Consider the following 24,993-nt stretch of genomic DNA (forward strand, 5'->3'; position numbering starts at 1 on the left):
AAGGGGCTGGCCGTAGGTCCGGCCCTTCCTTTTTTGGCGATTGGCGAAAATCGGCGAAGCCGCGCATCTCCCCTCGAGGGGGGAGATCAGGCGCGCCGCCCCAGCCTCGCGCTCTCAACCGCGATCCCGAGCAGCGCCTGTCGCCAGCCCTGGCGCTCGCGGCTTGACAGTGCCAGGCAACGGCGTAATCTATATTAGATATGGCTTAAAGTATGCGCCCTAGCGTGCCGGTCAGTCGAGGCGAGGGCTATTTGCCGTTCCTGCAATAGTCGTGAAATGGCACCGCCTCGCCAAAGCGATATGTCGACGCGCCTGACGCAAGTGGGAGGTGCAAATGGCAGTCCGTTGGCAATTGTCCGGAAGTTACTTCGAAAATTGTAGCTGCGATGTCGTATGTCCTTGCCTGCTATCCACCAACGCGCAGCTGACATCGAAGCCGACGAGAGGTGTTTGCGACGTCGGTTTGGTCTTTCATATCGATACGGGCAACTACGGCGACGTTCGATTGGATGGGCTCAGTGTCGCGATGGTTGCTCACACGCCAGGTCCGATGGCAAACGGCAATTGGACGGCCGCCGCCTATATCGACGAACGGGCCGATGACAGGCAGACAGAGGCGCTAGGTGCCATCTTCACCGGCGCCGCGGGCGGCCCTATGGCGGTGCTGGCACCCATGATTGGCACGAACCTTGGTGCCAAGAAGGTGCCGATAAGCTACCGGATAGACGGCAAGAAGCGGTCGGCGGAGATTGCGGGCGTCATGCAGATGGCGGTTGAGCCGCTGCCGACAATGCGCGAGGACGGGCAGATGTGGGCGGCCACCGGCCATCCTGTCAATCCCGATTGGCTCGCCCTGGCGATGGGGGCGGAAGGCAGTACATTCAGCGACCATGGCATGAGCTGGGACAATTCCCGCCGAAACGGACATTACGCCCCGATCAATTGGTCCGGCCAGCAGTAGCCGTTGGCCGCATGGTACGGACGACCTCGTCCATGGCGCCGACGTTGCAGCGATACATCATTCTCGCGCTGCTGATCGCTATCGCTGCGGCGGCGTGGACCCTGCTTGTCTGGCAGCAGATGGGCATGGACGCGGACATGCGCACGGCAATGTACGCACTCACCATGGGTATGAAGGCGCCGCTGTTTCTTGCCGTCTGGATGATCATGATGATTGCCATGATGTTTCCGACGGCCGCGCCCATGATCCTGACGTTCCACCAGGTCCAGGCCGGCAAACAGGGCCGGGGCGAGACCTTTGTCTCGAGCTGGGTGTTCGTGGCCGGGTACATGCTGGTTTGGGGCGTGATGGGCGTCATCGCCTTTGCAGGTGCGGCGGGTGCGGAGATGTTCGCCGGGCATGTGGGACTGTCCACGGCGACGGCCGCGCGTATCGGCGGCGCGCTGCTGATGATTGGGGGCGCCTATCAACTCTCCCCACTGAAAGATCTGTGTCTGGCCAAATGCCGCACGCCGATTGGCTTCATCCTGACCTCTTGGCGCGATGGTTATTGGGGTGCGGTTCGCATGGGCCTGGAGCATGGACTTTTTTGCCTGGGCTGCTGCTGGCTTTTGTTTCTCGCCCTCTTTCCTCTCGGGATCATGAACGTCGCCGCAATGGCCGTGGTCACCTTGCTGATCTTCGCGGAAAAGACCCTCCCGTCAGGAGGTGGGATCGCAAAGGTGTCGGGTGTCGCCCTGCTTCTTTATGGCGCGGCGGTGCTGGTCTTTCCACAGGCGCTGCCAACCTTCCAGCCGGCGGGCGCCATGATAATGAATTGACCGATGGAGGCAGAGCTCGGCGCCGAAAGAGGAGGATCGCTCTCCTACCGCTGCGCCAGTCGGCTGCTCTCGACCGCAATTCCAAGCAGCGCCTGCCGTGCCAGCGCCACGGAAAGATCCGGCCGCCGCCTCGTCTGCAGCACCGCCGTCTGCAGCCGGGTCAGCGCGCGGCTGAGCGCGTCGGTGCTCCAGCGCTCCAGCGCTTTCTCGACCAGCTTGCGGCGCGAGAAAAACACCGGCGGGCGCGCGGCGGCGACGACCGAGGCGGCATTGCGATTGCCGGAGTCCATCTGGCCGCGCATGGCCTGGATTTGCTGCAACTGCCGCATCGCCGAGGACAGCACCAGGAAGGGCTGGCCGCCGGACTGGCAATGGCGGGTGAAGGCGGTGTCGAAGTCGCCGATCTTGCCTTCGAGAAGCGCATCGACCGCGTCATCGAAAGAGGTGCCGGAGACGTCGCCCGACATCGCCTTGACCTCCTCCAATCCGATCTCGTTCTGGCCATGGGCATAGAGCACGAGCTTCTCGATTTCGCCGCGCGAGGCCAGCCGGTCGCCGCCGAGATTGCGGCGCAGCGCCTGTCTCGCCTCCATCGTCATCGACATGCCGGCCTTGCGCAGTTCATCGTCGATGACGGCGTCGATGTCGCGGGCTTCATCGGCATAGCATGGAAGCGCCATGGCATTGTCGGCCGCCTCGACGATGGCGCGCAGCCCGACGCCCTTCTTGAGATCCCCGGCCTCGATGAGAATGATCGCGTCTCGCGCGGGCTCCGCGGTCAGCGCCTTGACGTCGTCGGCCAGCGCCTTCTGGCCGCTGGCATTGCGCACCCACAGCAGGCGCCGGTCGGAAAACATCGGCACGGTGAGGGCTTCGTCGAGCAGGCGGCCCTCGTCGCGGTCGACCTCCGATCCCTCCAGCCTGACCACCGAGAACGGATCGTCCAGCGGCAGGCCGGTCTTTTCGGCAAAGGCCTTCGCGCGCTCGGAAACGAGGCCGCGATCGGGGCCGTAAAGCAGGACGATCGAGACGCGCTGGTCCGGCCGCGCCAGCCACCCATCGACCTCGTAAGCTTTCTTCTGTGCCATGGCGGGTTGGTTAGCATGATGTGGGCGTGGGATGAAATGGTGGAGTGCGTCATCTCCCCCCTCGAGGGGGAGATGGCCGGCAGGCCAGAGGGGGTCGGTTCGACTGGATGCGACCTCGTTGCGACCGATGGAGGCTGGCGCTCCATGCGCGGCGACCCCCTCTGTCGCCTTCGGCGACATCTCCCCCTCGAGGGGGGAGATGTCGCACTCCGCCGCGCTGCAAGGTGAGCATCCACCCAGCAACTTACCTTATCTGGCAGCAAACCCAGCCCAACCTTCTCCCAAATTGCGCGCGACCGCCCAACATCGACAAGAAATTTCGCGGACATATCTTCATCTTGGTGCTGGGGAGGCTCGATCGGCCGACGCGGCCGGGATCGACGACCGGAGGCTTGCCCCGACGAATTCGCACTGGTCTGGCCGCGCAGATATGCAAATATCGGCTCCAGGCAACATTGGAGGACAAAGGTCATGGCCGATGCTGGGATGTTGCGTTTTCACGTTCCGGAGCCGGAAGTGCGGCCGGGCGGGACGCCTGACTTTTCCAATGTGCCGATCCCCAAGGCCGGCTCGGTGCCGCGTCCGGACATCGATGTCGATCCGCGCACCATCCGCGATCATGCCTTCTCGATCATCCGGGTGCTGAACCGCACTGGCGAGGCTGTCGGCCCCTGGGCCGGACTGCTGTCCAGCGACGAGCTGTTGGCCGGCCTGCGCCACATGATGACGCTGCGAACCTTCGATGCCCGCATGCAGATGGCGCAGCGCCAGGGCAAGACCTCGTTCTACATGCAGCATCTGGGCGAAGAGGCGGTGGCTTGCGCCTTCCGCAAGGCGCTCGAACCCGGCGACATGAACTTTCCGACCTATCGGCAGGCGGGGCTGCTCATCGCCGACGGCTACCCGATGGTCACGATGATGAACCAGATCTATTCCAACGAGGCCGATCCGCTGAAGGGCCGGCAATTGCCGGTCATGTATTCGTCGAAGGAGCACGGGTTCTTCTCGATCTCCGGCAATCTGGCAACGCAGTACATCCAGGCGGTCGGCTGGGCGATGGCCTCGGCAATCAGCAATGATTCGAAGATTGCCGCGGCCTGGATCGGCGACGGCTCGACGGCCGAATCCGACTTCCATTCGGCGCTGGTGTTCGCCTCTACCTACAAGGCGCCGGTGGTGCTCAACGTCGTCAACAACCAGTGGGCGATCTCGACCTTCCAGGGCATCGCGCGCGGCGGCTCGGGCACGTTCGCTGCCCGCGGCCTCGGTTTCGGCATCCCGTCGCTGCGCGTCGACGGCAACGACTATCTCGCCGTCCACGCCGTGGCCAAATGGGCGGCGGAGCGGGCGCGCAGCAATCTCGGGCCGACGCTTGTCGAATATGTCACCTACCGCGCCGGCGCGCATTCGAGCTCGGACGACCCCTCCGCCTACCGGCCAAAGACCGAATCCGACGCCTGGCCGCTCGGCGACCCGATCGTGCGGCTGAAGAACCATCTCATTCAGCTCGGCGTCTGGTCGGACGAACGGCACGCGCAGGCCGAGGCGGAAATCCTCGACACGGTGATCGCGGCGCAGAAGGAAGCCGAAAGCCACGGCACGCTGCACGCCGGCGGCAAGCCGTCGACGCGCGACATGTTCGAAGGGCTCTATGCCGAGATGCCGCCGCACCTGCGGCGCCAGCGCCAGCAGGCGGGAGTCTGAGCCATGCCGAGACGGACCATGATCGAGGCGATCCGCGACGCCATGGATGTGTCGATGGGGCGCGACAGCAAAGTCGTCGTCTTCGGGGAGGACGTCGGCTTCTTCGGCGGCGTCTTCCGCTGTACGCAGGGCCTGCAGGCCAAATACGGCAAGAGCCGCTGCTTCGATGCGCCGATCAACGAATCCGGCATTGTCGGCTCGGCCATCGGCATGGCCGCCTATGGTTTGAAGCCATGCGTGGAAATTCAGTTTGCCGACTACATGTTTCCGGCCTACGACCAGCTGACCCAGGAAGCGGCACGGCTGCGCTACCGCTCGAACGGCGACTTCACCTGCCCGATCGTGGTGCGCATGCCGACCGGCGGCGGTATCTTCGGCGGCCAGACGCACAGCCAGAGCCCGGAAGCTTTGTTCACCCATGTGTCGGGGCTGAAGACGGTGGTGCCGTCCAACCCGCATGACGCCAAGGGGCTGCTCATTGCAGCGATCGAGGATCCCGATCCGGTGATCTTTTTGGAGCCGAAGCGGCTCTACAACGGTCCCTTCGACGGCCATCACGACCGGCCGGTGACGCCATGGTCGAAACATGAGCTGGGCGAGGTCGCCGACGGCCACTACACCGTGCCGCTCGGCAAGGCGGCGATCCGCCGGGCCGGCTCCGCCCTCACCGTGCTCGCCTACGGCACCATGGTCTATGTCGCGCAGGCCGCCGTCGAGGAGACCGGCATCGATGCCGAGATCATCGATCTCAGGACCCTGCTGCCGCTCGACCTCGATACGATCGTCGCCTCGGTCAGGAAGACCGGGCGCTGCGTCATCGTACACGAGGCGACGCTGACGTCGGGCTTCGGCGCGGAGCTGTCGGCGCTGGTGCAGGAAAACTGCTTCTACCATCTGGAGGCGCCGGTGGCACGGGTCGCCGGCTGGGACACGCCCTATCCGCATGCGCAGGAGTGGGACTATTTCCCCGGTCCCGTCCGGGTCGGCCGCGCTCTCATCGAAACCATGGAGGCCTGAGATGGGCGAGCACATCATCAAGTTGCCCGATGTCGGCGAAGGTGTCGCCGAGGCCGAACTGGTCGAGTGGCACGTCAAGATCGGCGACATCGTGCGCGAGGACACGGTGCTCGCCGCCGTCATGACCGACAAGGCGACGGTCGAAATCCCGTCTCCGGTCGACGGCGAAATCCTGTGGCTGGGCGCCGAGATCGGCGACACGGTGGCGATCGGTTCGCCCATCGTGCGGCTGAAGGTGGCGGGCGAGGGCAATGCCAAGCCGCAGGGTGGCGAAGTGGAAGCGGTGGCCGCCGAGCCGCCGGCAAAGCTTCCGACCCCGAAACCCGAGGCTGCTGGGCCGACCGCAAAGACCTCACCAAAGGCCAGCGTGGCGGAGGTGAAACCCGCCCCGGTCATTTCGAAAGGTTCCGGTCAGACCTCCGTCTCCGGCGCACCCCGCCCCGAAGGCGAAAAACCGCTGGCCTCGCCGGCTGTTCGCCTGCGGGCAAAAGAGGCCGGCATAGATCTCAGGCAGGTTGCGGGATCTGGCCCGGCCGGTCGCATCGGTCATGAGGACATCGAGGCGTTCCTGGCCCGCGGACCGCAGGTCGCCAAGGCATCGGGTCTCGCCCGCAACGATGCGATACAGGACATCAAGGTGGTGGGCTTGAGGCGCAAGATCGCGGAGAAGATGTCGCTGTCCAAGTCGCGCATCCCGCACATCACCTATGTCGAGGAGATCGACGTCACCGCGCTCGAGGATCTGCGCGCCGCGCTCAACAAGGAGAAGCGCCCAGGCATGGAGCGGCCGAAGCTGACGCTGCTGCCGTTCCTGATGCGGGCGATGGTCAAGGCGATTTCAGACCAGCCCAATCTCAATTCGCTGTTCGACGACGAGGCCGGCATCATCCACCAGCATGGCGGCATCCATATCGGCATCGCCGCGCAGACGCCGTCGGGGCTGGTGGTGCCGGTGGTCAAGCATGCCGAGGCGCGCGACATCTGGGATTGCGGCGCCGAAATCGTAAGGCTGGCCGAGGCGGCCAAGTCCGGCACCGCGACACGCGACGAGCTGTCCGGCTCGACCATCACCATCACCTCGCTCGGCGCCATGGGCGGCGTGGCGACGACGCCGGTCATCAACCATCCGGAAGTGGCGATCATCGGCGTCAACAAGATGATGGTGCGGCCGGTGTGGGACGGCACCCAGTTCATCCCGCGCAAGATGATGAACCTGTCCTCCAGCTTCGACCATCGCGTCATCGACGGCTGGAACGCGGCGGTGTTCATCCAGCGCATAAAGGCGCTGCTGGAGACGCCGGCGCTGATTTTCGTGGATTGAGGGAAACGATCGAGATGCCGGCGGGATAGCGGGGGGCGCGAAGGATCGCTACAGAGCGCTCTCTTCGAGCTGGCGCGACAAAGAGTTAGGATGCCAAGATGAAGGAAATCTCCTGCAAGCTGCTCGTCATCGGTGCGGGTCCTGGTGGTTACGTCTGCGCCATCCGTGCCGGACAGCTCGGCGTCGATACGGTGATCGTGGAAGCTGGCAAACCGGGCGGCACCTGCCTCAATGTCGGCTGCATTCCGTCCAAGGCGCTGATCCATGCGGCCGGGGAGTTCGAGAAGGTGTCTGATATGGCCGGCGGCAACAGCCCGCTCGGCATTTCGGTCACCGCACCCACGCTCGACCTTGCCCGGACCGTCGCCTGGAAGGACGGCATTGTGAGCCGGCTCAACAGCGGCGTCGCCGGCCTGCTCAAGAAGGCGGGCGTCAAGACCGTGCATGGATGGGCAACGTTTCGCGACGGCAAGACCGTCGCGGTCGAGACCGAGACGGGAAGTCAGGTGATCCGGGCCGAAACCATCGTCATCGCCACCGGTTCCGCGCCGGTCGACCTTTCGTTCCTGCCGTTTGGCGGTCCGGTGATTTCCTCCACGGAGGCGCTGGCGCTAAGCGAAGTGCCGAAGAAGCTTGCGGTCGTCGGTGGCGGCTATATCGGACTGGAACTCGGTATGGCCTTTGCCAAAATGGGGGCCAAAGTCACCGTGGTCGAGGCTTTGCCGCGCGTGCTGGCGCAGTATGATGCCGAGCTGACCCGGCCGGTCGTCAAGCGGCTCACCGCACTCGGCATCGAGGTGATGCTGGGCGCCAAGGCCAAGGGACTGTCAACCAAGGGTGACGCGCTGCTGGTCGAGACCTCGGACGGCAAGAGCGCCAAGGTCGCCGCCGACAAGATCCTGGTGACGGTCGGGCGCAAGCCGGTGACCGAAGGCTGGGGGCTCGAGCAGATCGATCTCGACAGGACGGGCAAATTCATCCGCATCGACGAGCAGTGCCGCACCTCGATGCGCGGCATCTTCGCCATTGGCGACGTCACCGGCGAGCCGATGCTGGCGCATCGGGCGATGGCGCAAGGTGAGATGGTCGCCGAGATCGTTGCCGGCCACAAGCGCAGCTGGGACAAGCGCGCCATTCCCGCCGTTTGCTTCACCGATCCGGAACTCGTCACCGCTGGCCTGTCACCGGAAGAGGCCAAGGCGCTCGGCGGCGAGATCAAGATCGGCATGTTCCCGTTCGCCGCCAACGGCCGGGCGATGACGAAGCTCGGCGAGGACGGCTTTGTCCGCGTCATCGCGCGCGCGGACAACCATCTGGTGCTCGGCATCCAGGCGGTCGGGCAGGGCGTGTCGGAACTGGCGGCGGCCTTTGGACTGGCGCTCGAAATGAGCGCGAGGCTGGAGGACATTGCCGGCACCATCCATGCGCATCCGACACAAGGCGAAGGGTTCCAGGAAGCAGCGCTGAAAGCGCTGGGCCATGCGCTGCATATCTAGGATGGGAACGTCGGTCCACGCGGGCATTTCCGAGAACCGAATTCCACCTTTCAGCATCATGCTCTAGTCTCAGCCAATGAGCTCCGACCTGAAGAAATACGTGGCGATTCGCTACAACACCGCCACCGGCTTCATGCCGAGCCAATGGAAAGGAAAGGGCAGAGCCAATCTCGATCCTGTGTGGCTGGTCGAGCGGCTGGCGCTGTTTGACACCTATTGCGCGCCTTCGCTCGAGGGCCAGTCGCTGACGGACTTTACGGTCCTGGTTGCGTTCGACTCCGAGACACACGAGAATTACATCCGCACCGTCTGCGACTGTGCGATCGGGATTGACGTGAGGCCGGTCCTCGTCGGCGCCGGCCAAAACCACAATGTTGCCTTCAATGCGTTTGTCCAAAGCGACACGGACGCCGAATTTGTTTCGCTGACGCGGCTCGACAGCGATGATGCGCTGGCGCCGACCTTCATGGAGCGTGTCGACTTTTACGCACGCCGGGAAATCGCCAAGGGCGAGGTGGACCAGCAACCGCTCTATATCGCCTTTCCGCACGGCCAGAATTTCGATGCGGCAACCAACCGCTACACCCACCATGAATATCCGACGTCGGCCTTCGGCACTTTGGTCGAAAAGCGATCGCCAACCATGAACGGGGTCTATTGCGACGAGCACACCAGGATGGCGATGCGTTTCAACACGGTCGGGGCGGCCGCGAAGGAGGTTCAATGGTGCATCGTCATCCATGACAACAACGCAGCCAATGTCTTGCGCGGCAAGCCGGTCGCGGAGCCGGCTTTCACGGTGGGCCGCCCCGGTGCCGAGACAGAAACGCGCGCACCAGCCCGAAAAGCGCCTGCGCAAAAGCAGATGCCGCAGACCTCGGCCAAGGTCTCACGCAACGCCGGCAATTTAATTCGGTTTCTGCTCGGGCGGCCGATGGTCTTGCGGAAGTAAGTCGACGGCCAATCACCCCCTCAAGGGGGGAGATTACGCTCGGCCGCTTCAGCTCGCTAGCCGGCTCACCATTTCGTGCTGGGCGTATGCGCGGCCGAAACGGTTGGCGAGGAAGGTGTCGAGTGCGATGTCTTCCTGCCTGATGAAGCCGGTCGCCGGCAGGCTGCCGTCGGCCAGCATGTCGAGCACGGCGCAGATGCCGGAGGCCGTGGTGATCTGGATGGCGCTGCGCACCACCTGGCCAAACCGCTGGGAATAGACCTTGTTGGCGTAGGTCTCCTGCAGCAGGCGGCCATTCTTGCGGCCGGAGACGGTGACGAAGACGATGACCACATCCTGCAGCGTCGCCGGCAGGGCGCTTTCAAAAATGTCCTTCAGCACGTCGCGACGGTGGCGCAGGCCAAGGTCGTTGAGCAGCGCCTTCATGATCGCGGCGTGGCCGGGGTATCGGATGGTGCGGTAGTTGAGCGTGCGCACTCTGCCCTTCAGCGTCTCGGCCAGCGTGCCGAGCCCACCGGACGTGTTGAAGGCCTCGTAGGTGACACCGTCGAGCGAGAATTCCTCGCGCTCTTCCAGCGGCGGCACTTCGACGAGTTCGCCCTCGACGATCGCTTCGCAGGGTTCGCAATATTCGTTGATGACGCCGTCGGTGCTCCAGGTCAGATTGTAGTTCAGCGCGTTGGACGGGTATTGCGGCAGGGCGCCGACGCGCATGCGCACGCTCTCCAGCGTATCGAAGCGGCTGGCCAGATCATTGGCGACGATCGAGATGAAGCCCGGCGCCAAGCCGCATTGCGGAATGAAGGCGCTCTTGCCCGAACGTGCCAGTTCCTTGACCCGGCGGGTCGAGACGACGTCCTCGGTGAGGTCGAGATAGTGCACGCCTGCACTGGCCGCCGCTTCAGCGATGCGCGTGGTCAAATGGAAGGGGGCGGCGCTGAGCACCGCGAATTTTCCAGTGAGCGCGGCTTCCAGGGTGCCGGCGGCTTCGATGTCGAGCTCCAGCGTCGCGACCATGGCCGACAGTTCGGCGGCAGCAAGTTGCGCCGACGAGCGGTCGACGAGCGTGACCTGGTAATCTCCGGTGGCGGAGAGCATCTCGGCAATGGTCGAGCCGATCTTGCCGGCGCCGACAACAACAATTTTCTTCATGACCGATTCCCTCGCGCAAAAGCTTGTTCTTGTCGGCAGAATCGCAGCTTGCCCATCGAAAGGAAGCGTGGAATTGTTCGAAACGAAACATCCGATTGTGCAATCCGCCGATAGGAATCGTCGAAATGCTCACTGACGCCGAACAGGCCCTGCTTTCCCTGCTGCGCGAGAATGCGCGTGCCTCGACCGCCGAGCTCGCGCGGCGGCTTGGCGTTTCCCGCACGACGGTGCAGAGCCGCATCGAGCGGCTGGAACAGCGCGGCATCATCACCGGCTATGGTGTCAGGCTGGCGCCGGACTATGAACAGGGGCTGGTGCGGGCGCATGTGCTGCTCACCGTGACGCCCAAGCTCGCCGACAAGGTGGTGCGCGGCCTGCGCGCTCTGGCGCCGGTCAGGACGCTGCATTCGGTCAGCGGCAATTTCGACATGATCGTCATCGTCGACGCGCCGTCGATCCGCGACCTCGACATGCTGCTCGACCAGATCGGCGCCATGGACGGGGTCGAGCGGACCCTGTCGTCGATCATCCTGTCGACACGCATCGACCGCTAGGGCGGGGCTCGGTGAGGCTGCTGATCTCCCCCCTTGCGGGGGAAGGCCAGAGGGGGTTGGTTCGACCTCCTTGCGACAGATGGAGGTTAGCGCTTCACGCGAGGCGGCCCCCTCTGTCGCCTTTGGCGACATCTCCCCTCAAGCGGGGAGAAAACTCACCGCCACCGCTAGGCCGGGCCGGCAATCGTCGAGCGTAATCGAGGCGCCATGCAGATCGGCAATGGCCCTGACAAGGCTGAGGCCGAGGCCGCTGCCCGGAGTCGACCGGCTGTGGTCCAACCGGTAAAGCCGCTGGAACACTTTTTCCCGCTCGTCGGCCGGAATGCCGGGCCCGTTGTCGGCGACGCTGGCGACGACGCGTTCGCCCTGGCGCGTCACCGACAGTGTGATGGATGTGCCTGATGGACAATGGCGCAGCGCGTTCTCGACCAGATTGGCGAACATCTGCGTCAGCAGCTCGCGATCGCCGTGGATCCGGTCCGTCGTTTCCTGCAGTTGCGCCAACGACAGCGATTTTCCGTCGTCCTCGGCAACGTCGGCATAGATCTCGGCGATGGTCGTCAGCACCTCGCCCAGATCGACATCGGTGAACCGCGCCCGGCGGGCGCCGGCCTCGATCTGCGCGATGCGCAGCAGCGCATCGAAGGTCTCGTTGATCTGCAGACTCTCAGCACGTGCCTCCGCCAGTTCACCGGCGATCTTTTGGCCCGACAGGTTCTTTTCCGACGCGGTGTCGAGGATCATCTGCAGCCGGTTGAGCGGCGTCTTCAGATCGTGGGCAATGTTGGCGCTGACCTGTTTCATGCCTTCGACCAGCGCTGACAGGCGGTCGAGCGCGGCATTGACCTGATTGGAGACGATGTCGATATCGTCGCCCTTGCCGGTCAGCGGGATGCGGGTGTCCAGCCGTCCATGCGAGACATCCACCATGGTGGCGGCGATGCCGTCGAGACGGCGCTGGACGCGCGAGGCCAGCAGGGCGCCGCCGGCAACCGCCAGCCCGGTGATGATCAGCGTTCCCCAGCCGAAGCTCATCAGCACCACCTCTTCCAGCTCCTCCGTCTCGGAAAGGCTGAAGGCGACGGTCAAGGTGTTGCCGCCGAACGAGCCGGAATAGGCGCGGTATTCGGCCCCCGGCGGCACGCCCGGCATTTCGGCATCGAACATCGAGAAGCCGTCGGGAAGCCCAGCCGCGGTGAAATTGCCGGCCAGGCGATTGCCGGCCGCGTCGGTCAGCGAAAACAGCTGTTCCTTCTTGAGGCTTCGCATGGAGTGGCTGCCGACAGTCTCGACCAGCTCCTTGAGATCGTTGTCGGCATAGGTCGCGGCGACGACCGCGTAGGTTTCCTTGATGGTGTCGTCGAGGCGCTCGGCAAGGTCGGCGCTCATCATCTGGTAGACGATGGCGCCCGACAGGACGAAGGCCAGCACGAACAGGAAGGCGAAGGTCAAGGCAAGCCGGAACGGCGTGCTGCGCAGCAGGCGGGACCGCGTTCCTGTCATGGCGGCGCGTGCAGGCTGTAGCCGGTGTTGCGGACCGTGTGGATGAGCTGGGTTTCGAAGGGCTTGTCGATCTTGGCCCGCAGCCGGCTGATATGGGTCTCGACGACGCTGGTCCTGGGATCGAAATGAAAATCCCAGACGCGTTCCAGCAGCATGGTGCGGGTGATGACGCGGCCTTCGCCGCGCATCAGCACTTCCAGGAGGCTGAACTCCCGCGGCTGCAGGTCGATCGGCTGGCCCTGCCTGACAACGCGCCGCATGATCAGGTCCATCTCCAGGTCGGCAACCCGCAATACAGTCTTCTGCTCCAGTGCCGCCGGCCGCCGGCCTAGCGCGTTGATGCGGGCGAGAAGTTCGGAAAAGGCGAAGGGCTTGACCAGATAGTCGTCGCCGCCGGCCTCGAGCCCCTCGACGCGGTCGTCGATGCCGCCGACCGAAGTGAGAAAGATCACCGGCGTTCGCACGCCCGCGGCGCGGATCGCCTTGACCATCGACAGGCCGTCGAGGCCGGGGATCATGCGGTCGGCGACGATCACGTCATAGCTGCCGCTGGTTGCCGCGAAAAGCGCGTCATGTCCGTTGCGCAAGAGGTCACAGACATGGCCGGCCTCGGTCAGTCCCCTGACGATGTAGTCGGCCGTCCTGTGGTCGTCCTCGACAATAAGAAGTCGCATGAAAGGTCCGGTCCGTTGCCGAGATTGGCAGGCTACCACCGGCACGGGTCTGTTCCTAGGATGGTCGTGAGGGTGGCCAAGCCCCTATGGCGCCAGCCGGAAGTTCAGTCCGACTCCAGCAGGATCTCATCGGCATCGTCTGCTGTTTTCTTCAACGTCATGTAGAGGACGAGGGCAAAGATGCAGCCGAGGAAGATCAGGCTGGTGAAGGTGGTGCCGAAGCCGAGACCGCCATATTCGACCGGCTGCGACAGCAGGTCCCCGAAGGAGGCGCCGAGCGGGCGCGTCAGGATATAGGCGAGCCAGAAGGCCAGGATGCCGTCGAGATGCAGCAGCCAGTAGGCGAGCGCGATCAGCGCGATGACGCCGCCGAACAGCAGGCCTGACGTGAGGTAGCCCATGTCGAAGCTTTCGGCGACGAGATCGCCGGCGGCGGTGCCGAGCGAGAAGGTCAGCAGGATTGCCAGCCAGTAGAAGATCTCGCGCCTGGTGGTGAAGATGGTGTGGATCGACAGCGTTCTTTCGCTGGCGAACCAGACCGCGAATGTCGCGGCGAGCGCCACCGAGAAGGCAATCGTCGTCGTCTGCAGGCGCACGCCGAAAGTGTCGACGAGGTTGTCGGTGACCAGCGTGCCGACGACGCTGATCAGCACCACCGCCAGCCAGTAGGCCCACGGCACATAGCGTTTCTGCGCGAGCTGCAGGACAAGGGCTACGATCAGGATGCCGGTCATGATCATCGAGGTGACGGTCAGCCCAAGTCCGATTGTGTCGGCAAGATAATCCGCCGCGGTTTCGCCTGTGGTGACCGCCATCAGCTTGATCAGCCAGAAATCGAGGGTGACGTCCGGAACCCTGTTGTGGCTCGGTGCGGCGTGTTTTTGCCTGTTGGGCGAGGGCATGGCGGATATCCCGAGGTCTTCGATTACGGAGCAGCAGAAGCGAGCCGGCATCCGCACGGTAGGCAGCAGAGTTCACATCAGCCTGGCCGGCAGTATACAAATTCGTAAGAATGGGCGTTTGGCGCGCAAAAGGGCTTTACGAATGCCTCGCGATGCGCTGATGGGACGCGGATGCCTTGCATCTGCCATCAATATGGTGACCAGTGGCCCGAACCTGCTCAACGCCGCTTGTAGAAGCCCAAGGAAAACACGAATGACCTACGCTTCCCTCAAGCCGGTTTCACGGGCCTTCGACCAGCGCAAACGGCTGATCTTCGTGCGGGTCGCGGCGGTGCTGGCGGTGATGATGCTGTTTCTCGCGAAGCCGGCCCTGACCGAGGGCTCGGACGGGCACGAAACGCTCGAACTCCTCGGCCTGTGCCTGGTGCTCGCCTGTGTCGTCGGACGGCTCTGGAGCATCCTCTATGTCGGCGGCAAGAAGAACGAGGAACTGGTCTCGACGGGACCGTTCTCCACAACCCAGAACCCGCTCTATTTCTTTTCGACGGTCGGCGCGGTCGGCGTCGGATTGGTCTTTGGCTCGATGGTGGCTGCGCTGGCGCTGGGCCTCGCCAGCTTTTTCATCTTTCGCGTCACGGCCCGCAAGGAAGCCGCATTCCTGCTCGGCAAGTTCGGCGCGGCCTATCTTGCCTATACCAAGAACACGCCCCGGTTCTGGCCGAACCCCTTTCTGTACCACGACGATGACGAACTGAAGTTCTCGACGCGGGCGCTCAAGCGTACGTTTTTCGACGGGCTCTATTTCCTCGCCATCTTCCCGGCCATCGAACTGGTCGAGCATTTCAGGGCGACCGGCCTGCTGTTCCCAGCCTTCGTCACGCTCTACTGATCAGCGGCTTCCAGCCGCCGATCTTTGTTATTATGCATGTCGTTCTCCCAAAACCGGGGCCACTTTTGGGCGACATGCATTAGCTTCCAAGCGGATGCGGCATGTAGCCGACAAAACCCGCGATCTTCCAGCGTCCGCCGACCCTGGTGCAGAAATACAGCGTCTGCCATTTCAGCCTGTCGACGCTGCCATCCGCCTTGGCGACCGAGCCGTCGAATTTCTTGTGCAGCACGGCGCGGTCGCCGTCGACATCGATGTCGCGCATGTTGGTGACGCGAAACAGCGCCTCGCGCAGCGGCTCGGCGAATTTGGTCGCGGCGGTATCCTTGGCCTGGCGCAGCCACTCGTCGCGATAGACTTCCAGCCGAGGAAACTGCAGCCGCCAGGCGTCGGCGTTGTGGAGGAAATGCGCGTGCATGCCGAAGAAGCTCTCGGCGACGAAATCATCCTCGACCATGGACCAGTCCTGGCCGATGAAAGCATCGATGTCGCGCCGCACCAGCATCTCCCAGAGTGCGTGGCGATCGGCATCGCCAGCCGGAAAAGGGTTCTTGTCGTAGGTCATTGCTGTTGTCTCCGGTCTGGCAAATGCGTCTGTCTGGTGCGGCTTCAAAGGCAGGCCGATAGCGCGCACGATGCAAGCGCTTCTGTAATAAAGCAACATGAATTCCGGGGAATGTTGCTTTCCAACAAGGCCTCTATGAGGATCGAACCGATCGGGGTAAATGTCGTTTGAAGCGGGCGCCGCCATGGCATCCCGTCCTGTCATCAGAGGAGGCCTCATTGCCAAAGCAGTGTTTTGGAACGTCGCATGTGCCGCTGTCGCCCGCCGTGCGGGCCGGTGATCTCGTCTATGTCTCCGGCCAGGTGCCCGTCGGCAGCGACGGCATCGTGGTCAAGGGCGGCATATCTGAACAGACCGAGCAGGTGCTCGCCAACATCAAGGCCGCACTGGCGCTCGCCGGCTGCACCCTGGACGATGTCGTCAAGACAACGGTCTGGCTGGAGGACGCGCGCGATTTCGGCGCCTTCAACGCGGTCTACGCCAGGCACTTCCCGAAGAACCCGCCGGCCCGCACTACGGTCGAATCGCGGCTGATGATCGACATCAAGATCGAGGTCGAGGCGGTCGCCTACCGGCCGGTTTGAGACGACAAGGCAACGAAGCGGAGGTTACCCCAATGCAATTCGACCTCCTGCTGAAGGGCGGACGGCTGATCGATCCGGCGTCCGGGCTCGATGCGCCGCGCGATGTCGCCATCGCCAATGGCCGTATAGCGGCGGTCGACGCCGATATCCCGGCCGACCGCGCCGCGCAGGTCGTCGATGCTGGCGGCTGCATCGTCACACCAGGCCTCGTCGACCTGCACAGCCACGTCTATTGGGGCGGCACCTCGCTGGGCGTCGATGCCGACAGGCTGGCCGCCAAGAGCGGCACCACCACCTTCATCGATGCGGGCAGTGCGGGCGCCGGCAATTTCCTTGGCTTCCGCCGCCACGTCATGGAGCGCTCGAAGGTCCGTATCCTGGCCTATGTCAACATTTCCTTCGCCGGCATCTTCGGCTTCTCGCAGACGGTGTCGGTGGGCGAATGCAGCGATCTGAGACTCTGCGAGCCGCGCGAGGTGGTGGCGGCAGCGCGCGAACACCGCGATGTCGTGGTCGGCGTCAAGGTCCGCTCCGGCAAGCATGCCGGCGGTACCAGCGGCATCGCGCCGGTTGATCTTGCGCTGGAGGCCGCCGACCAGGCCGGCCTGCCGCTGATGGCGCATATCGACGAGCCGCCGCCGGGCCGCTCGGAAGTGCTGCCGCGCCTGCGCAAGGGCGACATCCTCACCCACTGCTTCCGTCCGTTTCCGAACGCGCCGGTCTTTGCCTCCGGCGCGGTGCGGCCCGACATGCGGCTGGCACGCGAGCGCGGCGTCATCTTCGATATCGGCCATGGCATGGGCTCGTTCGATTTCGCCGTTGCCCGCGCCATGCTCGCGGAAGGCCTGGCGCCGGACGTGATCTCGAGCGACGTGCATCTCTACTGCGTCGACGGGCCGGCCTTCGACATCCTGGTCTGCATGTCGAAGCTCTTGGCGCTCGGCATGCCGCTGGTCGAGGTTCTGCGCGCCGCCACGCAAGCGCCAGCGCGGGCGATCGCCAGGCCTGATCTGGGCACGCTGGCGGTCGGCACCGTCGGCGACGTCGCGGTGCTGCGGCAGCGCCCGGGCCGCTTCACCTTCGTCGACGCGGTCGGCGCCTCGCTGGTCGCCGACCAGCGGCTGGTCTGCGAGGGCATCGCCATCGGCGGTACCTGGCGGCCGAACGAGGCGGTCAACGACGTCAGCGAGACCGAGCGATTCGAGCCGCATGCGTCGCATACGCATGTCGAGGCGGCCGCGAGGCACTTTGGGCATCGGCACGATTAGCCAAATCTTCCCCCTTGAGGGGGAGATGTCGCCCAAGGCGACAGAGGGGGTCGCCGCGCATGGAGCGCCAACCTCCTCTTGCCGCAAGGAGGTCGCATCCAGTCGAACCGACCCCCTCTGGCCTGCCGGCCATCTCCCCCTCGAGGGGGGAGATCAGCAATGCCCGGAATTGCTCGGCCTTCCGTAAACCGGCGTCGCTACTCCCTCCATCCGTGCCTTGATCTGCAGCGCCACATATTTCGAGTAAAACCGAGACAGCGCCAGATTGCCGCCGTGGAACCAGAGCGCTTCCTGCGCGGTCGGCTTCCACATGTTGCGCAGCTCGCCCTGCCATGGTCCAGGGTCGCCCTTGACACCCGAGCCAAGCCCCCAGCAGGGGCCGACCTTGTCGGCGACCTCGCGCGAAACGATGGCCGCCACCGTCTCGTTCATCGACTGATAGCCGGTGCAGGCGATGATGGCGTCGGCGGCGAGTTCGCTGCCGTCCTCGAACAGAATGCCGTTCGGGGTCAGCGACTTGATGGCGACGCCGCTGCGAACGCCGATCTCGCCGTCGATGATCAGGTCGGAAGCGCCGACATCGATGTAGTAGCCGGAGCCGGTGCGGTAGGCCTTCATCAACAGGCCGGTCTCGTCGTCGCCGAAATCGATGGCGAAGCCGGCGGCGCGCAAGCGGTCGTAGAACGCCGCGTCGCGCGCCTTGATCACCTCGTAGAGCGCCCGCTGGCCCTTGGGCACCAGCGCGAACGGCGTCGAGGCGACGATCATGTCGGCCTTCTCGGTCGTGATGCCGCGTGCCAGTGCTGTCTCCGAAAAGATCTCGAAGCCGACTTCCATCAACGTGTCCGACTTGACCACGGTGGTCGGCGAACGCTGGATCATGGTGACCTCGGCGCCGCTCTCCCAGAGATCGACGCAGACATCGTGCCCCGAGCTTGCCGCGCCGATGACGGCGACCTTTTTGCCGCGAAATTTCTCGCCGCTGGAATACTGGCTGGAATGCAGCAGCTCGCCCTTGAACTGATCCGCGCCGGCCAGATCGATCCGCCGTGGCGGGCCATAGGCGCCGGTGGCAAAGACGATGTGCTTCGGCTTGAGCGTAATGTGCCGGCCGGCACGGTCGACCACCACGGTCCAGACCTTTTCGACGTCGTCATAGGAGGCGCTCAGGCACTTGGTGGCAACCCAGTAATTGAGCTCCATGACGCGCGTGTACATTTCCAGCCAGTCGCCCATCTTGTCCTTGGGCGTGAACACCGGCCAGTTTTCGGGGAAGGGAATGTAGGGCAGATGGTCGTACCAGACCGGGTCGTGCAGCACGAGTGTGCGGTAGCGGTTGCGCCAGGAGTCGCCCGGCCTTGCATTCTTCTCGATGACGATGGTGGGCACGCCGAGCTGGCGCAGCCGCGCGCCCAGCATGATGCCGCCCTGGCCGCCGCCGATGACCAGGCAGTAGGGCTGCTCGTCAGCACCAAGCTCGCGCGTCTCGCGCGCCCGCGCCTCCGACCAGGTCTCGCGCTTGGGATCGGCCTTGTGGCGCACGCCCAGCGGCCGCTCCGCCCCCTTGCGCTCCTCGAACCCTTTGAGGTCGGTCATTGCCGTGAACAATGTCCGGCAGCGGCCGTCGCGCAGCCGCATGATGCCCTCTCCTGACGCCACCGCGGTTTCGAAGCTGAACCAGGCCTCGATGGTGCCCTCGTCCGAGGTCGCCTCGCCGGTCAGCCGCCATGCCGTCGGCTTGGTCGTCGACAGCGCCGCCGCCAGCATGCCGGCGACCGCCTCGCGGCCTTCCATGGTGGTGATGTTCCACGTGAAGGTCAGGAGATCGCGCCAGTAGCAATCGTCGACGAACAGGTTGCTCGCAGCCGCCCCATCGCCCGCTTCGAGCGCCTTGGCAAAGGACCCGAGCCATGCGGCTGCCTGTTTCGATGGTGCTATCTCAAGCATTTCTTTCCCTCTTGCTGCAATGCGCCGAACATGGCGCAAACTCAATCATCGGACTTGGCACGGGCCCTAATCTCCGAGCGGCTCCATCTCCTTGCCGGTACGATGGATCTGGGCGTTGTATTTGATGCGGCGCACCGTCTCGCGGGCGGAGCCGTCGAGCTTGTAGGCCGAGGCCACCGCCAAAAGGTCGACCGCCGCCAGGAAGGCGAAGCGCGACGCCGTCGGCTTCAGCGTGTCGGGATATTCCGGCACCGCCACCGTCAGCCTGACGTCGCAGGCGCGCGCCAGTTCGGTGTCGGGCGCGGTCACCGCGATCGCATTGGCGCGGTAATGCTTGGCGAGCTCGACGGCTTCGATCACCTCGCGGGTGCGTCCCGTCGCCGAAATGGCGATCACCAGATCGCCGGGCTTGAGCGTCGAGGCGGTCATGCGCATCAGATAGGGGTCGCACTGGGCGCTGACGGTGATGCCATAGCGGAACAGCCGGTACTGGGTTTCCTGCGCCAGCGCCGAGGAGCTGCCGCCGAGGCCGAAGACCGTAACCTGGCGCGCCTTGGCGATCAGGTCGGCCGCCTTCTGCAGCTGCGCCGGGTCGAGCTGCCGCTCGGCCTCCTGCAGCGCCCGGCGCGCCTCCCCGAACACGGCGTTCCAGAACGGCATGCCATTGTCATTGCTGACGGTCGGTGACTTGGCCAGATAGAGCGCACCGACGACGAGGCTTTGCGCCAGCTTCAGCTTGAAGTCGCGCACGCCCTCGCAGCCGATGGCGCGGCAGAACCGGGTCACCGTCGGTTCGCTGACCCCGGCGCGCTGGGCAAGGGCGGCGTTGGAGGCGTCGACGGCATATTTGACATCGTCGAGCACGATATCGGCGACACGTCGTTCGGCCGGGCGCAATTCGCTGTAGGAATCCTTGACCAGCGAGATGATGTCGGGGATGCGCCGGACAGGATCGCGCCCCTCGGTATCGTGGCCCGGATCAGGTTCGTCCTGGCTGCCAGCTTCGGTCATGGGGTCCTGGTCTTTCCCTGGGTTGCGAGGCTGCCGTCTTAGCATGTTTGCACGCCATGGCTCCACGCGCCTGACGGCATCGCAACCGGAGCGTGTCGTCGGGAAAACCTCACCTTCTCCGCTTCCTTCCAGTTCGCGCGAATTCGGAAGTATGTAGGAAAGCAACACGTATTTCAAGGTCATGAAAACACTATGAAAACAATTAGATAGATATGCATGCCCACTTTTGTGATACGCGTACCAATGCTCGTGCTTGACAGGAAAGTAGGATAGTTACAGACTGATTTTATCGGTCGGGTGAGCCAGTGGATCATCGCGAAATCTTCCCGGGGGGCAGATGAATACGGGCGATGCAAGAAACCCGAAGCTTGGCGTGCAGGCAGCGACCAAGATCTATCACACGGCCTCCGGCGACCTGCTGGCGCTGGACCGCTGCAGCCTCGATGTCAGCGCCAATGAAATCGTCTCGATCGTCGGGCCTTCCGGTTGCGGCAAGACGACCCTTCTGTGGTCGATGTCGGGCCTGCACGGCCTGACCAGCGGCGAGATCCGGCTGGACGGTATCAAGATCACCGGCCCGCATCCCGATATCGGCATCGTCTTCCAGGAAGCGAACCTTCTGCCGTGGCGCAATCTCGACGCCAACATCCGCTTTCCCTTCGAGATCAAGGGCGAGAAGCCAGACCGGGCGTGGATCGCGCATCTGCTCAACCGCGTCGGTCTCGACGGCTTCGGCGGCAAGTTTCCACGCGAGCTGTCGGGCGGCATGCAGCAGCGCGCGGCGATCGTGCGGGCGCTGGCGCTGAAGCCGTCGGTGCTGCTGATGGACGAGCCGTTCGGCGCGCTCGACAGTTTTACCCGCGAGGAGATGAACCGGCTGGTCGAGGAGATCTGGCTCGACACCAAGACAACCATCGTCTTCATCACCCACAGCATCGAGGAAGCGATCTTCCTTTCCGACCGGGTGGTGGTGCTGAGCGCACGGCCGGGCCGCGTCGCCAAGGAGTATCGCGTGCCGTTTGCGCGGCCACGCTCGCTGGAGATCATGGCGACGAAGGAGGTCTTCGACCTCACCAACCGGATCAAGATGGACATAGTCGGCGAGCGCACGCGGCCAAAAGCGCTGGAGCGCCCGAGCGCAGAGATCGTGAGGATCAGGCCGTGAGCGGAGGCGACGCCATTCCGGAATTCTCCAAATCCAAGTCCGGCGACGGCCACGAGGTCAGCCTGACCAATCTGTCGGCCTTCGCCAGCGGCCCCGGCATCAAGTCGGGCAAGGAGGTGGCGGCCATTCTTGCCGTCGCGGTGATCATCATCGGCGGCATCGAGCTGGCGCTGCGGCTGTTCCACGTGCCGCTCTACATCATGCCGCCGCCGAGCTCGATCGCCTATGCGCTGTTCGACGAGTTTCCGCTGATCGCGCCGCATCTCGGCTACACGCTGGTCGAGCTGGTGTCCGGCTTCACCATCGGCGCCATCATCGGCCTGGTGCTGGCCGCCGTCATCACCCAGTTCCCGTTCGCCGAGAAGATCGTCGCGCCTTACATCCTGCTTTTGGTCACCACGCCGATGCTGGCGCTGGTGCCGCTTTTGATCCTGCGCTTCGGCTTCGGCTACACGCCGCGCATCATCGCGGTGGCGCTGGCCGCCGGGCCGATGGTGATGATCAATGCGGCGACAGGCTTTCGCCGCGTCGACAGCGCCAAGATCGCGCTGGCGCGCTCCTACGGTGCCAGCACCTTGCAGATCTTCTGGAAGATCCGCGCGCCGATGGCGCTGCCGATGATCCTGGTCGGGCTGATGATCGGCGCCATCTTCGGCCTGTTGACCGCGGTCGGCGCCGAGATGGTCGGCGGCGGCTTTGGCCTCGGCAACCGGCTGACCACCTATTCGTCGATGATCCAGATGCCGCAGTTCTTCGCGGTGGTGCTGATCCTGTCGACGCTCGGCATCCTGATCTACGTACTGTTCTTCCTGATCGGCAAGAAATGGGCGAGCTGGGAGGCTTGAACACATAGGTAGGAAGACGCCCGGGAGGCGGGCGGCAAGAGACTGACGTCAAACAAAAAAGGGGAATGCCATGACCAAAGACAACTCGATCAATCCGGCGGGGATCAGCCGCCGCTATTTCCTGCAGGTGACCGGCGCCGGGCTGGTGACAGCCACGGCGCTTGGCGCCACGGGCCTCAAGGCCAGGGCCGAACCTTACGGAAAATTCACCTGGATTTCGCCGCGCGGCACGCTCGAAGTGCTCGACGACTATCCCTACTGGGCGGCCAAGAAGGCCGGCTATTTCGATGGGCTGGACACCGACATGCAGCCGGGGCCGTCGGACGGCACCGCGACGGTGAAGTTCGTCGATGTCGGCCAGGCTGACATGGGCTTCCCGTCGCCCGGCGTGTTCTCCTTCGCCATCCAGAACGGCATGAAGCTGAAGTCGGTGTTCCATATGGGCGCCCGCGACACGTTCAGCATCGCCTTCCGCAAGGGCGAGGGATCGAACGACCTGAAGAAGCTGGAAGGCAAGACCATCCTGCTCGGTTCCGCCGCCTGGCAGTCGATCACCGACCCGCTGCTGGCGGCGCAAGGCGTCGACATCAAGAAGGTCAAATATGTCGAGGCCGGCTGGCCGACCTGGGGCACGGCGCTCGCCGGCGGCCAGGGCGACGCCGCTTTGGCGTGGGAAGGCCTGCGCGCCGAATGGATCGCCAAGGGGCTCGACTTCGAATATTGGCTCGGCGTGCAGAATTCCAAGCTGCCGGCCAACACCTTCGTCGTGCGCGCCGCCGACCTCGAGGATCCCGACCGCAAGGCGTTCCTGGAAAAGTACCTGCGCGGCTGGGCGATGGGCCTGGAGTTTGGGTATCAAAATCCCCGCGCGGCCGTCGAAGCGGTGTTCGAGCAGTTCCCCACGCTGGCCAAGAATCTTGGCCCAGAACTCGGCACCACCTCGATCCTGCAGCAGATCAACGTCTTCCGTGGCGACATGGACAAGCGTGGCGGCTGGGGCTCGCACGACATGGCGAGCTGGCAGGGCTTCTTCGACGAGATCCACAAGATCGGCCAGATCACCGCTCCGGTGAAGGCCGAAGACGTCTGCACCAACGATCTGATCGGCCCGGCCAATGATTTCGACAAGGCCAAGGTCAAGGCCGATGCCGACGGCGTCAAGCTGTCGGAAGGCTTTGCCGCGCTCGATGTCGAGAAGATCAAGGCGCATCTGTTCGATTCGGCGATCAAGTAGGACCGGCGACGACAAGACCGGGCGGCGACACGATTGCCGCCCGCAATCCATTGAATGAAAGCGTGGGAGGTAGCGGTGTCCGACAGAGTGAAAGTGCTGGTGGTGGGTCTCGGCAATATGGGTGCGTCGCATGCCAGCGCCTATCACCGCTCCGACGGCTTCGAGATCGTCGGCATCATGAGCCGCTCGATCAAGAGCAACACGAAGATCCCGGCCGAACTGGGAGCCTATCCGCTCTATGAGGATTTCGACCAGGCGCTGAAGGAGACCGCGCCCGACGCCGTCTCGATCAACAGCTGGCCGAACACCCATGCCGAATATGCGCTGAAGGCAATCGCCGCCAACTGCCATGTGTTCATGGAAAAGCCGCTGGCCACCAACAACGAGGACGCCGAGAAGGTGGTCGCGGCGGCGCGCGCCAAGAACCGCAAGCTGGTGCTCGGCTATATCCTGCGCGTCCATCCGTCGTGGATCAAGTTCATCGAAGTAGGCAAGACGCTCGGCAAGCCGCTGGTGATGCGGCTCAACCTCAACCAGCAGAGCAGCGGCAGCGCCTGGCACTGGCACAAGAACCTGATCGATTCGCTGATCCCGATCGTCGACTGCGGCGTGCACTATGTCGACGTCATGTGCCAGCTGACCGGCGCCAGGCCGGTGCGCGTGCACGGCATCGGCGCCAAATTGTGGGCGGAGGCCGACAAGCAGAATTACGGCCATCTGCACGTCACCTTCGATGACGGCTCGGTCGGCTGGTACGAAGCCGGCTGGGGACCGATGATGAGCGAGACGGCCTATTTCGTGAAGGATGTGGTCGGCCCCAAGGGCGCGGTGTCGATCGTTGCCGGCCAGCAGGCAAGCAGCGCCTCCGAGCTGGCCGAAGTATCGAATTCCGCCGACATCGACCGCCACACCAAGACCGATGCGCTGAAGATCCATTACGCGCAGGTCGACGCCGACAAGAATTTCTCGAAGCCCGACGAGATCGTCAGCATGGAGGACGAGCCCGGTCATCAGGAACTCTGCGACCGCGAGCAGGCCTTCTTCCTGCGCGCCATCCGCGAGGACCTCGACCTAACCGAGCAGATGGATGCGGCGGTCAACAGCCTGCGAATCGTGCTCGCCGCCGAACAGAGCATCGCGCTGGGACGGACCATCGATCTGGCCTGACGCAATCCGAGGGCTGGCAGGCAATCGCTTCAGGTCGGCGCTGCCCCTCACCCTTACCCTCTTCCCGCAAAGAACGGGGAGAGCGACTATCTGGGGTGTCAAGTTGCAATTGCGACCTCGTTGCGCGCATCGCGTGCTTTTGCATTGAGGATGACCAGGAGTTTTCTGGCGAG

Annotated in this window: 23 protein-coding genes; 15 read left to right on the forward strand and 8 right to left on the reverse strand. The window is 64.1% G+C overall.

The annotated features are described in order from the left end of the window. The first annotated feature begins 334 nt into the window (after positions 1-334). Positions 335-961 carry a DUF1326 domain-containing protein gene (locus tag ASD99_RS12155; protein ID WP_056585555.1) on the forward strand — a complete coding sequence of 209 codons (627 nt, stop codon included), beginning with the start codon at positions 335-337 and terminating at the stop codon, positions 959-961. Between the two features lie 32 nt (positions 962-993). After that, positions 994-1,782 (forward strand): DUF2182 domain-containing protein, encoded by a 789-nt coding sequence (locus tag ASD99_RS12160; protein WP_056585557.1) that lies wholly within the window; start codon positions 994-996, stop codon positions 1,780-1,782. A 44-nt stretch (positions 1,783-1,826) separates the two neighbouring features. On the opposite strand, the gene holA is transcribed toward ASD99_RS12160, so the two are convergent. Beyond that, positions 1,827-2,870 (reverse strand): DNA polymerase III subunit delta, encoded by a 1,044-nt coding sequence (gene holA / locus ASD99_RS12165; RefSeq protein WP_057143808.1) that lies wholly within the window; start codon positions 2,868-2,870, stop codon positions 1,827-1,829. A 471-nt stretch (positions 2,871-3,341) separates the two neighbouring features. On the opposite strand from holA, the gene ASD99_RS12175 reads away from it, so the two are divergent. The 5 genes from ASD99_RS12175 (at position 3,342) to ASD99_RS12195 (ending at position 9,360) form a co-directional block, all read left to right on the forward strand. Next, entirely contained in the window at positions 3,342-4,574 is a 1,233-nt protein-coding gene (locus ASD99_RS12175; RefSeq protein ID WP_057143810.1) for a 3-methyl-2-oxobutanoate dehydrogenase (2-methylpropanoyl-transferring) subunit alpha, read from the forward strand. Positions 4,575-4,577: 3 nt separating this feature from the next. Beyond that, a complete protein-coding gene (locus ASD99_RS12180; RefSeq protein WP_057143811.1) occupies positions 4,578-5,591 on the forward strand; it encodes an alpha-ketoacid dehydrogenase subunit beta in 1,014 nt (337 codons plus the stop codon). 1 nt (position 5,592) lies between these two features. Continuing rightward, on the forward strand, positions 5,593-6,912 hold the full coding sequence (locus ASD99_RS12185) for a dihydrolipoamide acetyltransferase family protein (protein WP_057143812.1): 1,320 nt from the start codon (positions 5,593-5,595) through the stop codon (positions 6,910-6,912). Positions 6,913-7,010: 98 nt separating this feature from the next. Beyond that, positions 7,011-8,408, forward strand: coding sequence for a dihydrolipoyl dehydrogenase (gene lpdA, locus ASD99_RS12190; RefSeq protein WP_057143813.1), 1,398 nt, complete (start codon positions 7,011-7,013; stop codon positions 8,406-8,408). Between the two features lie 100 nt (positions 8,409-8,508). Continuing rightward, positions 8,509-9,360 (forward strand): glycosyltransferase, encoded by an 852-nt coding sequence (locus tag ASD99_RS12195; RefSeq protein WP_162256691.1) that lies wholly within the window; start codon positions 8,509-8,511, stop codon positions 9,358-9,360. A gap of 48 nt (positions 9,361-9,408) precedes the next feature. Here ASD99_RS12195 and ASD99_RS12200 read toward each other — a convergent pair whose 3' ends face one another. Further along, positions 9,409-10,512 (reverse strand): saccharopine dehydrogenase family protein, encoded by a 1,104-nt coding sequence (locus ASD99_RS12200; RefSeq protein ID WP_057143815.1) that lies wholly within the window; start codon positions 10,510-10,512, stop codon positions 9,409-9,411. Between the two features lie 125 nt (positions 10,513-10,637). Here ASD99_RS12200 and ASD99_RS12205 point away from each other — a divergent pair, with 125 nt between their 5' ends. Next, positions 10,638-11,066 carry an Lrp/AsnC family transcriptional regulator gene (locus tag ASD99_RS12205; protein ID WP_056586784.1) on the forward strand — a complete coding sequence of 143 codons (429 nt, stop codon included), beginning with the start codon at positions 10,638-10,640 and terminating at the stop codon, positions 11,064-11,066. Positions 11,067-11,204: 138 nt separating this feature from the next. On the opposite strand, the gene ASD99_RS12210 is transcribed toward ASD99_RS12205, so the two are convergent. From ASD99_RS12210 to ASD99_RS12220, 3 genes are all read right to left on the reverse strand, one after another. After that, positions 11,205-12,569: a sensor histidine kinase gene (locus ASD99_RS12210; protein WP_057143816.1), complete on the reverse strand. Its 1,365-nt coding sequence runs from the start codon at positions 12,567-12,569 to the stop codon at positions 11,205-11,207. Further along, the gene (locus ASD99_RS12215; RefSeq protein WP_056585581.1) at positions 12,566-13,243 is read right to left on the reverse strand and encodes a winged helix-turn-helix domain-containing protein; all 678 of its coding nucleotides are present in this window, start codon (positions 13,241-13,243) and stop codon (positions 12,566-12,568) included. The genes ASD99_RS12210 and ASD99_RS12215 overlap by 4 nt, the downstream gene beginning before the upstream one ends. Positions 13,244-13,347: 104 nt before the next feature. Then, entirely contained in the window at positions 13,348-14,145 is a 798-nt protein-coding gene (locus ASD99_RS12220; RefSeq protein WP_056585583.1) for a hypothetical protein, read from the reverse strand. A gap of 253 nt (positions 14,146-14,398) precedes the next feature. Between ASD99_RS12220 and ASD99_RS12225 the strand changes: the two genes are divergently transcribed. Continuing rightward, entirely contained in the window at positions 14,399-15,034 is a 636-nt protein-coding gene (locus tag ASD99_RS12225) for a methyltransferase family protein (protein WP_056585585.1), read from the forward strand. A 79-nt stretch (positions 15,035-15,113) separates the two neighbouring features. Here ASD99_RS12225 and ASD99_RS12230 read toward each other — a convergent pair whose 3' ends face one another. Further along, positions 15,114-15,599, reverse strand: coding sequence for a hypothetical protein (locus ASD99_RS12230; RefSeq protein WP_056585586.1), 486 nt, complete (start codon positions 15,597-15,599; stop codon positions 15,114-15,116). A gap of 218 nt (positions 15,600-15,817) precedes the next feature. Here ASD99_RS12230 and ASD99_RS12235 point away from each other — a divergent pair, with 218 nt between their 5' ends. Further along, positions 15,818-16,183 carry a RidA family protein gene (locus ASD99_RS12235; RefSeq protein WP_056585588.1) on the forward strand — a complete coding sequence of 122 codons (366 nt, stop codon included), beginning with the start codon at positions 15,818-15,820 and terminating at the stop codon, positions 16,181-16,183. Between the two features lie 32 nt (positions 16,184-16,215). Next, positions 16,216-17,451 (forward strand): amidohydrolase/deacetylase family metallohydrolase, encoded by a 1,236-nt coding sequence (locus tag ASD99_RS12240; RefSeq protein WP_057143817.1) that lies wholly within the window; start codon positions 16,216-16,218, stop codon positions 17,449-17,451. Positions 17,452-17,604: 153 nt separating this feature from the next. Here ASD99_RS12240 and ASD99_RS12245 read toward each other — a convergent pair whose 3' ends face one another. Beyond that, positions 17,605-19,398: an NAD(P)/FAD-dependent oxidoreductase gene (locus ASD99_RS12245; RefSeq protein WP_057143818.1), complete on the reverse strand. Its 1,794-nt coding sequence runs from the start codon at positions 19,396-19,398 to the stop codon at positions 17,605-17,607. 66 nt (positions 19,399-19,464) lie between these two features. After that, positions 19,465-20,409: a MurR/RpiR family transcriptional regulator gene (locus ASD99_RS12250; protein WP_057143826.1), complete on the reverse strand. Its 945-nt coding sequence runs from the start codon at positions 20,407-20,409 to the stop codon at positions 19,465-19,467. Between the two features lie 337 nt (positions 20,410-20,746). On the opposite strand from ASD99_RS12250, the gene ASD99_RS12255 reads away from it, so the two are divergent. From ASD99_RS12255 to ASD99_RS12270, 4 genes are all read left to right on the forward strand, one after another. Next, positions 20,747-21,574: an ABC transporter ATP-binding protein gene (locus ASD99_RS12255; RefSeq protein ID WP_056585596.1), complete on the forward strand. Its 828-nt coding sequence runs from the start codon at positions 20,747-20,749 to the stop codon at positions 21,572-21,574. Next, on the forward strand, positions 21,571-22,419 hold the full coding sequence (locus ASD99_RS12260; RefSeq protein WP_056585598.1) for an ABC transporter permease: 849 nt from the start codon (positions 21,571-21,573) through the stop codon (positions 22,417-22,419). The genes ASD99_RS12255 and ASD99_RS12260 overlap by 4 nt, the downstream gene beginning before the upstream one ends. Before the next feature lie 70 nt (positions 22,420-22,489). Beyond that, positions 22,490-23,653 carry an ABC transporter substrate-binding protein gene (locus ASD99_RS12265; protein ID WP_056585600.1) on the forward strand — a complete coding sequence of 388 codons (1,164 nt, stop codon included), beginning with the start codon at positions 22,490-22,492 and terminating at the stop codon, positions 23,651-23,653. A gap of 75 nt (positions 23,654-23,728) precedes the next feature. Continuing rightward, positions 23,729-24,820: a Gfo/Idh/MocA family protein gene (locus ASD99_RS12270; protein ID WP_057143827.1), complete on the forward strand. Its 1,092-nt coding sequence runs from the start codon at positions 23,729-23,731 to the stop codon at positions 24,818-24,820. The last annotated feature ends 173 nt before the right edge of the window (positions 24,821-24,993 follow it).

Origin of the sequence: Mesorhizobium sp. Root695, assembly GCF_001428185.1 — a bacterium.
Taxonomy (GTDB): Bacteria; Pseudomonadota; Alphaproteobacteria; order Rhizobiales; family Rhizobiaceae; genus Mesorhizobium.

Excerpts from the sequence above, each read along its gene's own strand:
- ASD99_RS12155 (WP_056585555.1), top strand. The coding sequence starts at position 335 with ATGGCAGTCCGTTGGCAATTGTCCGGAAGTTACTTCGAAAATTGTAGC.
- ASD99_RS12160 (WP_056585557.1), top strand. The coding sequence starts at position 994 with ATGGCGCCGACGTTGCAGCGATACATCATTCTCGCGCTGCTGATCGCT.
- holA (WP_057143808.1), bottom strand. The coding sequence starts at position 2,870 with ATGGCACAGAAGAAAGCTTACGAGGTCGATGGGTGGCTGGCGCGGCCG.
- ASD99_RS12175 (WP_057143810.1), top strand. The coding sequence starts at position 3,342 with ATGGCCGATGCTGGGATGTTGCGTTTTCACGTTCCGGAGCCGGAAGTG.
- ASD99_RS12180 (WP_057143811.1), top strand. The coding sequence starts at position 4,578 with ATGCCGAGACGGACCATGATCGAGGCGATCCGCGACGCCATGGATGTG.
- ASD99_RS12185 (WP_057143812.1), top strand. The coding sequence starts at position 5,593 with ATGGGCGAGCACATCATCAAGTTGCCCGATGTCGGCGAAGGTGTCGCC.
- lpdA (WP_057143813.1), top strand. The coding sequence starts at position 7,011 with ATGAAGGAAATCTCCTGCAAGCTGCTCGTCATCGGTGCGGGTCCTGGT.
- ASD99_RS12200 (WP_057143815.1), bottom strand. The coding sequence starts at position 10,512 with ATGAAGAAAATTGTTGTTGTCGGCGCCGGCAAGATCGGCTCGACCATT.
- ASD99_RS12205 (WP_056586784.1), top strand. The coding sequence starts at position 10,638 with ATGCTCACTGACGCCGAACAGGCCCTGCTTTCCCTGCTGCGCGAGAAT.
- ASD99_RS12210 (WP_057143816.1), bottom strand. The coding sequence starts at position 12,569 with ATGACAGGAACGCGGTCCCGCCTGCTGCGCAGCACGCCGTTCCGGCTT.
- ASD99_RS12215 (WP_056585581.1), bottom strand. The coding sequence starts at position 13,243 with ATGCGACTTCTTATTGTCGAGGACGACCACAGGACGGCCGACTACATC.
- ASD99_RS12220 (WP_056585583.1), bottom strand. The coding sequence starts at position 14,145 with ATGCCCTCGCCCAACAGGCAAAAACACGCCGCACCGAGCCACAACAGG.
- ASD99_RS12225 (WP_056585585.1), top strand. The coding sequence starts at position 14,399 with ATGACCTACGCTTCCCTCAAGCCGGTTTCACGGGCCTTCGACCAGCGC.
- ASD99_RS12230 (WP_056585586.1), bottom strand. The coding sequence starts at position 15,599 with ATGACCTACGACAAGAACCCTTTTCCGGCTGGCGATGCCGATCGCCAC.
- ASD99_RS12240 (WP_057143817.1), top strand. The coding sequence starts at position 16,216 with ATGCAATTCGACCTCCTGCTGAAGGGCGGACGGCTGATCGATCCGGCG.
- ASD99_RS12245 (WP_057143818.1), bottom strand. The coding sequence starts at position 19,398 with ATGCTTGAGATAGCACCATCGAAACAGGCAGCCGCATGGCTCGGGTCC.
- ASD99_RS12250 (WP_057143826.1), bottom strand. The coding sequence starts at position 20,409 with ATGACCGAAGCTGGCAGCCAGGACGAACCTGATCCGGGCCACGATACC.
- ASD99_RS12255 (WP_056585596.1), top strand. The coding sequence starts at position 20,747 with ATGAATACGGGCGATGCAAGAAACCCGAAGCTTGGCGTGCAGGCAGCG.
- ASD99_RS12265 (WP_056585600.1), top strand. The coding sequence starts at position 22,490 with ATGACCAAAGACAACTCGATCAATCCGGCGGGGATCAGCCGCCGCTAT.